Source organism: Haloplanus aerogenes (assembly GCF_003856835.1).
Lineage (GTDB): Archaea > Halobacteriota > Halobacteria > Halobacteriales > Haloferacaceae > Haloplanus > Haloplanus aerogenes.
Window position 1 is genome coordinate 2,263,491 of sequence record NZ_CP034145.1, and the last position, 12,754, is coordinate 2,276,244.

Below are 12,754 nucleotides of genomic sequence, written 5' to 3' on the forward strand. Positions count from 1 at the left end.
ATCAGTACTGGTTGCGGAACAGTCGGTCGCCGTCGGGATCGAAGACGCCGCCGTGACCGACGACCTCGACATCGACGGGGTACTGCTGGCCGAAGTACTCGGCCCAGAGGCGTTCGCCCTCGGTGGCGTGTTCCGGTGGCAGGTACGCCAACAGGAGATGCTTGCCGACCGAGGGGCCGGTGCCGGCGGACGTGACGTACGAGCGTCGACCGTCGGCGTCGACGAGGACGTTCCCCTCGTCGTCGAGGATCGGCTCGCCGCCGGTCATGAACCGGGGTTGGCCGCCGTCGGGTGCGTGATCCGCGACCGACAGGGTACACAGTGTCGCGGTGTTCTCCTCGTCGAGGGCTTCGGCGTAGGCGTCCTTGCCGATGAAGTCGGCATCCTTCACGCCGTGGAAGTCCAACCCCGCCTCGGCGGGATCGTACTCGATATCGAGTTCGGCACCCATCAGGCGGTACCCCTTCTCCATCCGACCGGTTTCGCCGTAGACGCCGGTGCCGATCGGACGAATGTCGTACTCCCGACCGGCTTCGTAGATGGTCTCCCAGAGCTTCTGGCCCCGGTCCATCGGCGCGTACAGCTCCCAGCCGTACTCGCCGACGTACGAGATGCGGAACGCTTTGGCCGTCACTGGACCGACGGTGATCTCCTTCATGTCCGCGAAATCGAAGGTGTCGGTGGACATCTCCTCTTCGGCGACGTCGTCCATCAGTTCCTGAGCGTTTGGACCCCAGACGCCAAGCGTGCACAGTTCCGAAGAGCGACCGATGAGTTCGGCGTCGCCTTCGAGGTGTTTGGTGAACCACGTCTTGTCCTGCCCGGCGTGGGCGCCGCCGGTGATGACGCGGTAGTGGTTCCGGCCGAGACGGGCAACCGTGAGGTCCGAGACGAACCCGGCGTTCGGCGCGAGTACCGGCGTATAGGCGGATTCACCGATGTCGACGTCCATCTCGGCGACACAGAGTCGCTGCATGTTCTCCATCGCGTCGCTGCCGACGATGTCGAAGATGCCGAACCCGGTGTCACCGATCATCCCCACGTTGTCACGCAGGTGGAGGTGCTCGGCGAGGATGATCTCGGACCACCAGCGGTTGTCCCACTCGTTCGGTCGTCGGAGGTCATCGATCTCGTCCGCGTACTGCTCGACGAGGTCCGCGTTGGACTCGTACCAGCGCGGCCGCTCCCAGCCGCCGGCCTCGAAGAATTCGGCATCGAGGTCTCGCTGGTGGTGGTAGAACGCGCTCGTCCGGAGCGGTCGAATCGACTCCCACTGCTCGCGCGGATGGACGATGCCGTAGATCTTCTGGAACCCTTCGTGGGCGCGCGACTTGACGAACTCCCGGGTCTCGCCGTACTCGTCGAAGCGGGCGACGTGATCGTGGGCGACGATGTCGATGTCGGGGTGGCCCTTCGTCATCCACTTCGAGACCTCGCGGGCGATGGCGGGTGCCTCCTTGATCCAGATCGCGGCACAGGACCAGAGACCGTCCACCTCGGGGATGGGTCCGAGGAGCGGATGACCGTCGGGTGTGACGGATAGGAGGCCGTCGATCGAGTGGCGGATCCCCGCGTCCGGATCGTCGAGGATGTCCGGGACGATCTCGAGGGCGTGCGCCATCGAGTCCTCGAAGGCGTCCTCGGTGAGCGGTGGCTGAGTCGGAGACAGCGGCGACTCCTCGATGGACGGCACGTCGTCGACGTCCCACAGGATCGGTCGATGCTCGTAGGAGCCGACCTCGAGGTCGTTTCCGTGCTGTCGTTCGTACATCTGTGTGTCCATGTCGCGGACGACGGGGTAGTTGATCTCGCCCTCACCCTCCTCGAAGCGCTCGATCGGCCCGACCGAAACCATCTGATGGACGGCTGGTGTCAGCGGGATGTCGACGCCGGCCATATCAGCGATCTTCGGGCTCCAGAGCCCCGCCGCGACGACGACTTCGTCGGCCTCGACGGTGCCGCGGTCGGTCTCGACGGCCTGTATCGTACCGTCCTCGACGTGGAGATCGAGCACCTCCGTATTCGGCGCGGTCCGGAGGGCTCCCTTCTCCTCGGCGTTCTGGCGGTAGAGGTCGGCGGCGCGGAGCGGGTCACACGTGCCAGCGCCCTTGCTGTAGAAGCCACCCTTGATGATCTCGGTGTTGACGTACGGGACGAGTTCCTCAACCTCCGCCGGCGTGAGGAGTTCTGCCTCTTCGCCGAACGCTTTCGCCGAGACGACACGGCGCTTGAGTTCTTCCATCCGCTCTTCGGTTCTGGCAACCTCGATACCGCCGGAGTTGGTGAACACCCCGAACTCCCGGTAGATGTCGCGGCTGTCGGCGGTCAGCCGCGTCATGTCCTTGCTGTGTTCGACCGGGAAAATGAAATTCGACGCGTGGCCGGTGGAGCCGCCGGGGTCCGAGAGCGGCCCCTTGTCGATCAGGAGGATGTCGTCGCGTCCGCGTTCGGCCAGTTCACCGACCAGAGAGCTACCGACGATACCCGCTCCGACGATCACCGTGCCCGCGTTCGAAGGGAAGTCGTTCGCGGTCATCTGGGTTCGGGATTGGGCGCGGGTTCGTTCACCGGGTTGCGTTCCAGTCGTAGGTCGTAGGTGTGCGACTCGGACATCATCCTCATAGCTTCCGCTGCCAACGACAACTAGCTATCCCCGAACTACTGCACACTCTTTTATGCGAACAGGAACAGCAGGAAGGGGACGACGAACAGGAGGACGAACATCGCGAGGAGTCCAAGACTGTAGCTGGCAGCCGTCGCGAGACCGGTGACCCACGCGGGGTGGCTGAACCGATCTAGTGAGGTCATCGTATTGAGGGGTGGCTACGGCTGTCGGACCTATAGTAGTGGCGTCGGCGCGGTCCAGCCATCAATGCTGGCGGGCACACGGCTTGGCGGATCGGAGCCAGTTCGTGCCAACATTTATTCCGAAATTCGAGAATCTTCACTAGTCATGATCGTCCAGGGAGTCGTCACCAGACCCACGTTCTGGGGTATCGGACACGTCGGCGAGATCGTGTTTTACGCCCTCGCCGCTCTCTCGATTCTGGTGTTCGCGTACGGCGTCTACCGACGGATAGACCGATACACTACGGGTCAGCAGGACTGGTTCGACAGACTCGACGAACTACCGAAGCGTATCGTCACTGCGGCCCGAGTCGTCCTCTCGAACCGGACGCTCTTCGATCGGGACACGGTCGGGGGGCTCATGCACGCGTCGATCATGTGGGGATTTCTCACGCTGCTGATCGGGACGACGATTCTCGCCATCGACATGGACATCTACCAGCCCGTCACCGCCTTCCTCGGCGAGGAGCAGTCCTTCTTCGTCGGCGATTTCTACCTTTCGTACTCGCTGGTACTGGACGCGATGGGCCTGCTGTTCGTCGTCGGCCTCAGCGTCGCGCTGTACCGGCGCTACGCCGCCCGGAAGTGGCGACTCTGGGGAAAACACACCGGGCCAGAGGACGACCTCTTCATCTGGGCGCTGTTTCTGCTCGGCGTCGGCGGCTACCTGACCGAAGGGGTTCGCATCCTCGGCACCGGCTTTCCGGCGTTCGAGACGGTGAGCTTCGTCGGCTGGTTCGTCGCCGACGCGCTTGCAGCCGGAGGGATGAGTGAATCGACGGCCGAAGCCGTCTATCCCGTGGTCTGGTGGTCTCATTCCCTGCTTGCGCTCGCGTTCGTCGCTGCGGTGCCGTACGGCAAGCCATTCCACATGCTCTCGTCGTACGCGAACGTCGTGACTCGCGACGAGAAAGCCGGCGTGCGCCTCCCCGGGATTCCAGCCGACCTCGACGCCGACACGGGCGCCGAGGACATCGAGGACTTCACGTGGAAGGAACTGCTCGATCAGGACGCGTGTACGAAGTGTGGCCGGTGTTCGTCGGTCTGCCCGGCGGAATCGTCTGGCCGCCCACTCGATCCCCGGGACGTGATACTCGACCTGAAACAGTACCGAGAGGAACGTGTCGCGGGCGAAGCCGAATCGATCGACATCGTCGCCGATGGCGGGACGAGCGTCATCGCCGCCGAGACGATGGAGTCCTGCATGGCCTGTATGGCCTGTATGGACGCCTGTCCAGTCGAAATCGAGCATCTCAGCTCCTTCACGCGTATGAACCGCCAACTCACGGATCAGGGTGACGTTCGACCGAATATCCAAGATACGTTCGACAACGTCATGCGGACGGGCAACACCTTTGGCGACGCCCCGAGTGCGCGCGGCGACTGGGCCGACGACCTCGACTTCGAGGTCGCGGACGCCCGCGAGACCGACATCGAGTACCTCTGGTACGTCGGCGACTACCCGAGCTACGACGAGCGAAACAAGAAGGTGGCCCGCTCGCTCGCGAGGATCCTCGAACACGCCGACATCGAGTACGGCATCCTCTTCGAGGACGAGAAGTACGACGGCAACGATATCCGCCGGCTCGGCGAGGAGTTTCTCTATATCGACCTCGCGGGCCATCACGTCGAGCAGTTCGAGGCAGTCGATCCGGAGACGATCATCTGTACCGACCCGCACTCGTACAACACGTTCAAGAACGAGTATCCGGAGGTGGAGTTCGCGGAGTTCGCCGAGGATCCGCTGATGGAGTTCGACTACGATGGCGAGTGGAATGCGGAGGGCGAGATCGAGGTCCTACACTGGACCCAAGCCGTCGAACGAATGGTCGTGGACGGGGTACTCAACCTCGCCGGCGACGAACTCGACTACACGGTTACCTACCACGACCCCTGTCACCTCGGCCGCTACAACGACGAGTACGAGGCCCCGCGGGATCTCATCCGTGCGACGGGGGCGACCCTCTCGGAGATGCCCCGCAACCGTAACGACGCCTTCTGCTGTGGGGGCGGCGGTGGCGGCCTCTGGATGGATCACGACGAGGAGACCAAGCCAAGCGAGGAGCGGATGCGCGAGGCACTCGAAGATACGGACGCCGGCGACGATGTCGAGAAGTTCGTCGTCGCCTGCCCGATGTGCATGACGATGTACGAGGATGGACGCAAGACCGGCGGCTACGAGGACGACATCGAAATCGTCGACGTCGCAGAACTGCTCGTCGAAGCCATCGACACCGACACCGATGGAACCCCGGCTACGACCGAGTAGGTGGGATCACTCCCTTTGCGCGTGTCGCACCGCCCGATCGTACGCCTCGTCGGCTCGATCCTCGAGTTCGGCGACACGCCGCTCGATATCGGCGACGAACGCCGGGTCCGCGCTCTGACTCAGGTTGCTCTGCACGGTGAAGAGAGCGGCACGGAACGCCGCGTGAGTTAACATGACGCCGGTGGCGGCGTCGGCCACGGCGGTTCGGTTCCCCGTCGCCGTCACGTCGACCGCCAGTTCGAGGACGGTCAGACACGACTCGGCGATCGTGAGCGGGACGCCGATCGATCGCTTGATTCCCGATTCGTCCGGCTGGCCGTCGGCTCCGCCGAATAGGTCGTCGACGACGCTCGCGTCCGCTTCGGCGAGGTCGAGGAGGTGACCCCGCTGCTCTCGGAGAGCCTCGCGCGCGTCGACTAACTCCGTTGCTCCGTCCGCCTCGACGGTGTGAATACAGACCATCTCGCACAGCGACGCGCCGACCGCACCGACGACTGCGGTGGCCGTCCCGCCGGCCGGTGTCACGCTCTCGGATGCGATTTCGGAGAGGAACCGGTCGAGCGCCTGTCTGTTGGAGTTCACCGTACCTGCGGTTCGCGTTGCCGGCACGTAAGAAGTTCGCGACAGTCCCGTGGGTCGTTTCCATCCGACGATGCCGTCCGTTGGTCACCGGCAAGACCGTGTGGATACGAGTGATGGACCTCGATACTGGACGGTTGCCCGTCCGATCCGAGGAATTCTCTAATTGACACCTCGACGAAGGCAAGTAGCACGCAGCCGTGCAGGTCGGTGGCTCCAGTTGGCTCCACGGCGGCCGCCGCGGCACCACCATCGCCGTTTTCGGTCTGAGCGAGTAACCGACGACCGACTCCCCGTTTTGTGGTCCGTACGATACCGGACGCTCCGAACGAATCAGCAGCCTGTATTTCGGAATCGGTGCTTACTCTTCTGTTTCGTCACCGCCGTCGGTGACTGCCATCTCTTGACGGGACGCGAGCCACGCCCACTCGTTGGTCAGGAGGCCCTGTTCTGCGAGGTTCCAGGGGTCCCCATCACTAACTTTCGGACCCTCCAGCCACGACTGGACGATGTTCACGAGGAATATCAGTTGCCCCACGGCGAGTATGAGTGCTCCCAACGTCGCGGAGCGATGCAGCAGGGTGAACACGTCGACCGGTCCGACTGGCGCCGCGTACGACGCGTATCGCCGGGGCATTCCGGCGTAGCCGAGCAACACCATCGGGAAGAACGTGAGATTCGTCCCAACCATTGTCAGCCAGAAGTGGGCCTTCCCGAGGCGGCGCTGGTACATCCGACCAGCAAACAGAGGGAACCAGTAGTAGATGGCCGCGAAGACGGCGAACGCGATCCCACCCATGATCACGTAGTGGAAGTGCGCGACGACGTGGTAGGTGTCGTGGAGTACCAAGTCGACGGGGATGGCCGCCTCGAAGACGCCGGTGACGCCGCCGATGATGAAGTTCGCGATGAAGCCGATACAGAAGAGCATCGGCGTCGTCAGACGGAGTTCCCCGTTCCACATCGTCGTCATCCAGTTGAACGTCTTTACCGCGGAGGGGATGGCGATGGCGATCGAAACGGCCATGAACGACGCGCGCAGGCGCGGGTCCATACCCGTTGCAAACATGTGGTGGGCCCAAACGCCAAAGGAGAGCACGCCGAGCGCCAGCGTGGAGTAGACCACGAATTTGAACCCGAACAGTCGTCGGCCCGCGAACCGTGGAAGGATCAGGCTGATTAGCCCCATCGGCGGAAGGACGAGGATGTACACTTCGGGGTGGCCGAAGAACCAGAACAGGTGCTGCCAGAGCATCGTCCCGCCCGCTTCGATGGCGAAGAAGCTGGTGCCGAGGTTGCGATCCAAAAGAAGCATGACGAGCGCACTTCCCAGCAGAGGGAACGAGAAGATGATCTGTCCGGATTGGACGAGGACGGTCCACGAGAAGATGTCGAGGTTAGCCCACGTCACTTCCTCGGCGCGCTCGGTGAGGATGGTCACGACGAAGTTGATCGCCCCCATCGTCGCCGAGACGCCGGTGAGATGGAGGCCGAGGAGCATGAGGTCGACGCCGGCGGTAGCCTGGTTGCCACCGCCAGCACCCGTCGACAGCGGCGTGTAGAGCGTCCAGGCGGTCTGGGCGGGAATCACGTCGCCGAGCGGGAAGAAGCCAGCCCAGATGAGCAGCGCACCCGGCGGCAGCAGCCAGAACGCGATGGCGTTGATTCGGGGGAATGCCATGTCGTCCGCGCCGATCAACAGCGGAATGAGATAGTTCGCGAACGCCGCGAGAATGGGTGTCCCAAACAGGAACAGCATGGTGATCCCGTGACTCGTCATCAGGGAGTTGTAGAAGGCGGCATCGAGCAGATCCGATGCCGGCGTCAGTAGCTCCAGTCGCATAAGTAACACCGCGACGCCACCCCACGCGAACGAGAGGACGGCAAAGGTTCCGTACAGCAGCCCGATATCCTTGTGATCGACCGTCGTCAGCCAGCGTGTCAGTCCCGATGGCTTTTCGGTCGTCGTACCGTCGACCGTCCCGTCGCCGTATCCCGCTCCGGTGAGCGTATATGTACGCCAGTTCTCCAGACGAGCCACTACTAGAAAGACACCGATCAGCAACACTCCCATTGCCAGCGTCAGTAGCGGCGATACCTCGACCATGCTGCAAGCACTTCATCCACGATGTATAGGGGTTGTCGGGTACATGTTCGTCCCAAGGACACTGTATCGTTAGCCAGTTTGAGAAGCGAGCAGGTCGTAGAGTTTGGTTGAATCGATTGTGACCGAGAGACGTTCAACGGGCTAATGATTAGATAGAGCGCGCCACGCCGTAGCGGTAGCGAACCACGGGACGGAACCGCTGTCGGTCGGAATCGTTCAGTCACTGAACGAAATCAACGCCAGTGTACCCGGAGGCGATGACATCGATGTCACCCCGTCGTTATCGTGCGATTACGAGCGAAGATCGGCCTCGATAAGCTGTTGTTCGCGTGCTACACGTTGCTCCGGTTCAACACGAGCATTCGCCAACTCGACGCTGAACTTGACGTGTCCTATCGGTCGCTTCGGCGGCGCGTCGAGCGTTCTAGCGAACTGCTCGACGCGCCAGCTATCGATCTCGTTGGCCCGGTCGAAATCGATGAATTCTACGTGACTGCGGGGGCTGACAGGCCGCGATCGCGTGGGCTCTCGAAATGAAGACATTGGTGACTGAACCATCCGCACCACTCCTGGACTCACTCACGAGTCCCCCGTTTAGTCGGGCCCAGTCATCGTTCGACTCGCGCCGATCAAGCTTTAGTGGTTCCAGATGAGTTATTCCAGCGATAACTGATTAATATCTCGTCTATATCATTTCATTCCGATGGGAATGTTTGAATCAACCAATATTTTCACGACTCGGTTCCACAATGATCGGGGTATGAGTGTCTTCAAGACTGGCGCAAGCCGTGCCTGCAAGGTGACCGGATATCTCCGTCGTGGGTTCTCGGCTTCGACCGCTGTTACTATTGGTTTTGCTACCCTCTCAGGTTCAACTCCATTCATTCCGTCGCTCTCGAGTAATCTCTCGTACCTGGCAGTGTAGGGGGAGTTAGGAACGTACTGGTGGAGATACTGTTTTGCTCGCTCGTTGAATCCCGTGTTTACTGGCCCTGGCTCTACGAGGATAACGTCCACCCCGTTTGGATCAACTTCGTGGCGTACAGCCTCGGTTATTGCTACGACAGAGTGTTTAGTTGCTGAATACACACCAAAAAAGGGTAGAGATACTCGCCCTAATAGGGAAGATACGTTAACAATTCTCCCATTATTGTGACGGAGTGTGGGGAGGGCGTGACGTATCACATGTAGCATCCCAAAAACGTTCGTCTGGAAATGCTGCTCAACCGTGTGTGCATCCATATCTTCGATCGCCCCCAGTTCGTAATACCCCGCGCAATTGACTACTACGTCGAGTTCAATATCTGCAATAATATCTTGGACTCGCTCCTCATGAGAAACATCAGCCGCAAATATCTCAATGTCAGATGGCAGCTCCATGAGTCCTTTCTCGTCAATGTCAAGCGCGATGATTGTGTGGCCGTTCGCATAGAGCTGCTCAGCAGCAACCTTTCCAATTCCGGACGCAGCACCTGTGAGTAGTATATTCATGATTTTTGAGGAGTCGAACGCCAGCGGTTTATTTCGCGTACTGTTCGGATCGCGCGAACTCGAAGGGAAGTACCCTGGACTGCATTACGATCAATCGACTCGTTGAGATACTGCTCGGCACATTGGAGGAGTGCCGGATGTGGGGAGACATGTGGCCGACTATCACGGACCATTTCAATAGCCAATTCGAATGAGCGGACGTGCCGTTCAGCGGTGAGGGCCGTCGCCACGACCGTCGGGCTTCGAGAGATTCCTGCTGCGCAGTGGATTAACACTGACCCGCTTGGCCGAAAGAGTGTTCGGGCAGTCTTGACTGCCTCGGTAAATGCACCCTGATCAACTCGTTCGTTATCCTGAAGGGGGCGATGCACCGTTGTTAGAGGTGCTTTGGCGTGAGAGACGGTGAGTACGTGATCGAATCTCCTATCGTGATATCGAGATTCGGCAGCTAACTGATTGCCGAGGTAGAGGTCGTCCGCTACAGGCGCCAAAACAGATCTTTTAAAAGAGTTGATCATCGTCTGATGGTCCACGGATAATAATCACTCGCTACTTAGAGACCCAGGTAACTGTAAACAAGTTATCATCCCCGAGGACGGCTTGGACGCGGCTATGCCACGCCTCTGCGAACACCTTTCGGTCACCCTCATTGGCTGTTCCCTCGATAATGTGCTGGAGATTGCCGAGGGCTGGTCCACCATCGGGAACCTCGCTGACGTGGTAGGTCACCTCGACGGTCTCGCCCGTATCTGTTCGGCGGAATCGGAACGTCGGTGCTGCGCTGTCGGATTCGAATGCGTCGAAGCGCAGGAGATCACGGCGGCCGCCGTAGCCGCCGGCGAGCCCGGCGAACCCGTCTTCCTGGGTTGCGCCGGTCACGTACGAGATGAGCCGTCCCATCACTCCGTACGTGGCGTCATCACGTGATCCCGGGGCAAGCACTTCGACATCGCTCCGGACGGGGAGTTCGTCTGGGTACAGCGCGTCGAGACCCTGCTGTGCGATCCGGTAGGCGCCCGAAGCAGTCGGGCAGGAGTGCCCTGCCACCTTCACGAGGTCCTCGTAGGTGACGACAAACGGCTCGCCTGGTTCGAGGACGACGAGTGCTTCTGCGACGAGATCACGGATTCGGATCGGTTCGACCTCGTATTCAACGGCCCAGTTCGAGTCGGTTCGGTTCGTGTCTATCGGAGTCGTGTTCTGTAACATTAGTTGTGAAGTTTCGAAAGTGGTTATGTGTCTGTGCTGTTAGTACCGCAGCAGGCGCATCCCGTTGCCAATCACGGCGAGGACGCTGGCCTCGTGGACGAGCATCCCCACAGCGAGGGTGACGTAGCTCGTCAGCACGCCCGCAAGCAGCAGCGTCACCACCACGAGGGCCAGCCCGACGTTCTCGAGGACATTCCAGCGGGTCGCTTTGCTGAGTTTCACCGCGTAGGGGATGCGTTCGAGGTCGTCGGCCATCAGCGCGATGTCGGCGGTCTCTATTGCGGTGTCCGTCCCGGCCACACCCATGGCAATGCCAACGTCGGCGGTCGCCAGTGCCGGCGCGTCGTTGATGCCGTCGCCGATCATCGCCACGACCTGGCCGTCAGCCTGATACTCCGTGACGACATCCTGCTTGTCCTCGGGCAGCAACTCGGCGCGGTAGTCGTCAATACCGACCTCCTCGGCGACTGCGGCCGCGACGCGCTCGTTGTCGCCGGTCAGCATCACTGTCTCGATTCCGGCATCCTGCAACTCCGCCATCACTCCCGGCGCGGCGTCGCGCAGTTCATCGTGGAGCGCGATAGCGCCGACCACAGTCCCGTTGAGGACGACATGGATGGCAGTCTCGCCGCGTTCCTCGCGGCCGCGGACGTACTCGGCGACATCGTCCGGGAGGTCGATTCCGCGCTCGTCGAGGAGAGCGCGGTTCCCGACGACGATCTCGCGGCCGTCGTGGTGGGCGACAACGCCCTTGCCAGCGACCACATCGAAATCGTCCGGCTCGGGAAGTGACCGCGTTTCCGTGGCAGGTGATTTGTCGTCTGCCCGGTCAACCGTCATCCCACCGTCGGTCGCGGGCGTCTGGCGGTTCTGGGCCGCATCGAGGATGGCGTCGCCGAGATGGTGTTCGCTCTTCATTTCGGCGATGGCTGCCAAGTCCAGCACCTCGTCGTCATCGGTGTCGAACCCTTCGACGTCGGCGACTGCCGTCTCGCCTTTCGTGAGGGTGCCGGTCTTGTCGAAGGCGATGAGGTCGATCTTGCCGGCCTGTTCGAGGTGCTCGCCACCCTTCATGAGGACGCCGTTCCGGGCGGCGTTGCCGATGGCCGAGACGATGCTGACCGGCGGCCCGATTACCAGCGCACCGGGACAGCCGATGACCAGCAGCGTCAGCGACAGAATCGCGTTCTGGGTGACTGCATATGCGCCGATAGCGAGCACGACAACGGCAGGCGTGTAGTACTTCGCGAACCGGTCGATGAGGCTCTCCGTGGGCGACTGGGCCTCCTGGGCCTCCTCGACACGGCGGATGATGCGTTCGAGCGTCGTATCCGAGCCCGCACCCGTTGTCCGAATTTCTAACGCACCTTCTTGGTTGACAGTCCCGGCGTAAACCTCGTCACCGTCGGCCTTGTGGACGGGCGCGCTCTCGCCAGTAACCGGCGCCTGATTGACGGCGCTCTCGCCGTCGACGACGGTCCCATCGACCGGAATCTTCCCGCCCGGCTTCACGACGACGACTTCGCCCTCCTTGACGTCGCGGGCAGGTACCTCTTGAAGTTCTCCGTCGCGACGGACGGTCGCCGTGTCGGGCGTCATCTCCAGCAGCTCTTGGAGGGCCGTCCGGGTCTTCCGCATGGTCCGCCCCTCCAGGTAGCTGCCGAGGCTGAACAGGAAGACCACAGCTGCGGCCTCCCAGTACTCCCCAATGACGATGGCACCGATGGCGGCCAGCGTCACCAGTGTCTTGATGCCGAGCGTCCGGTTGATAACCTCGTGGTAGGCGGTCTTGGCGATGTCGTAGCCACCCACGATCGCCGCGAGGACGAGGATACCCGCGCTTGCCATGTCGAAACTCGTGAGGTAGCCCAGACTCCAACCGCCCCCGTAGAGGAGGCCACTGGTCGCCGTCACGATGGCTTTCCGGTGCTTCCGGTAGTACTGCGTGAGTGCTTGTCTGTTCATGGTGTTAGGCGGGCTGGGGCGTATAGCCCTGGTTTTCGATGGTCTGTGCGAAGGCGTCGGGATCCGCGACGCTGTCGTCGTACTCGATCTCGACGCGGCCGGTCGTGTAGTGGACTTCGACGTGCTGGACGCCGTTCGTCTGTGTCAGCGCACGTTCGACGTTGCTCGCACACGTCGGACAGTCGAAGTCCATGACGCGGAACTGGGTCGTTTCGGTCATTCTGACTTGCCTCACTCTCACCTACGTCCCTGCTCTCTATAAGTATTAATAAAATGATATGTTTGGG

The 12,754-nt window shown here is 61.5% G+C and carries 10 protein-coding genes and 1 pseudogene; 2 read left to right on the plus strand and 9 right to left on the minus strand.

Translation table 11 applies throughout. From position 1 onward, the window contains the following. Position 1: 1 nt before the first annotated feature. Together DU502_RS11575 and DU502_RS18885 are read right to left on the minus strand one after the other, a co-directional pair. On the minus strand, positions 2-2,536 hold the full coding sequence (locus DU502_RS11575) for a GcvT family protein (RefSeq protein ID WP_121921904.1): 2,535 nt from the start codon (positions 2,534-2,536) through the stop codon (positions 2-4). A 137-nt stretch (positions 2,537-2,673) separates the two neighbouring features. Further along, entirely contained in the window at positions 2,674-2,808 is a 135-nt protein-coding gene (locus DU502_RS18885; RefSeq protein WP_277872156.1) for a hypothetical protein, read from the minus strand. Between the two features lie 145 nt (positions 2,809-2,953). On the opposite strand from DU502_RS18885, the gene DU502_RS11580 reads away from it, so the two are divergent. Beyond that, a complete protein-coding gene (locus tag DU502_RS11580) occupies positions 2,954-5,116 on the plus strand; it encodes a (Fe-S)-binding protein (protein WP_121921905.1) in 2,163 nt (720 codons plus the stop codon). Positions 5,117-5,122: 6 nt separating this feature from the next. On the opposite strand, the gene DU502_RS11585 is transcribed toward DU502_RS11580, so the two are convergent. Both DU502_RS11585 and DU502_RS11590 read right to left on the minus strand, forming a co-directional pair. Then, positions 5,123-5,698: a cyclodeaminase/cyclohydrolase family protein gene (locus tag DU502_RS11585; RefSeq protein ID WP_121921906.1), complete on the minus strand. Its 576-nt coding sequence runs from the start codon at positions 5,696-5,698 to the stop codon at positions 5,123-5,125. 358 nt (positions 5,699-6,056) lie between these two features. Then, complete coding sequence (locus DU502_RS11590; RefSeq protein WP_394338938.1) at positions 6,057-7,802, minus strand: cbb3-type cytochrome c oxidase subunit I; 1,746 nt, start codon at positions 7,800-7,802, stop codon at positions 6,057-6,059. Positions 7,803-8,099: 297 nt separating this feature from the next. Here DU502_RS11590 and DU502_RS11595 point away from each other — a divergent pair. Further along, a pseudogene (locus DU502_RS11595) lies at positions 8,100-8,336 on the plus strand (IS1595 family transposase); the annotation flags it as partial. Between the two features lie 156 nt (positions 8,337-8,492). On the opposite strand, the gene DU502_RS11600 reads toward DU502_RS11595, so the two are convergent. The 5 genes from DU502_RS11600 to DU502_RS11620 are packed head-to-tail and all read right to left on the minus strand — an operon-like array spanning position 8,493 to position 12,687. After that, positions 8,493-9,293, minus strand: a complete 801-nt coding sequence (locus tag DU502_RS11600; RefSeq protein ID WP_121921907.1) for an SDR family NAD(P)-dependent oxidoreductase — start codon at positions 9,291-9,293, stop codon at positions 8,493-8,495. Next, positions 9,290-9,811, minus strand: a complete 522-nt coding sequence (locus tag DU502_RS19085; protein WP_121921908.1) for a dual specificity protein phosphatase family protein — start codon at positions 9,809-9,811, stop codon at positions 9,290-9,292. Before DU502_RS19085 ends, DU502_RS11600 begins: the two co-directional genes overlap by 4 nt. A 31-nt stretch (positions 9,812-9,842) precedes the next feature. Further along, positions 9,843-10,502: a hypothetical protein gene (locus DU502_RS11610; RefSeq protein WP_121921909.1), complete on the minus strand. Its 660-nt coding sequence runs from the start codon at positions 10,500-10,502 to the stop codon at positions 9,843-9,845. 39 nt (positions 10,503-10,541) lie between these two features. Continuing rightward, the gene (locus tag DU502_RS11615) at positions 10,542-12,467 is read right to left on the minus strand and encodes a heavy metal translocating P-type ATPase (protein WP_121921910.1); all 1,926 of its coding nucleotides are present in this window, start codon (positions 12,465-12,467) and stop codon (positions 10,542-10,544) included. 4 nt (positions 12,468-12,471) lie between these two features. Next, entirely contained in the window at positions 12,472-12,687 is a 216-nt protein-coding gene (locus tag DU502_RS11620) for a heavy-metal-associated domain-containing protein (RefSeq protein WP_121921911.1), read from the minus strand. Positions 12,688-12,754: the final 67 nt, after the last annotated feature.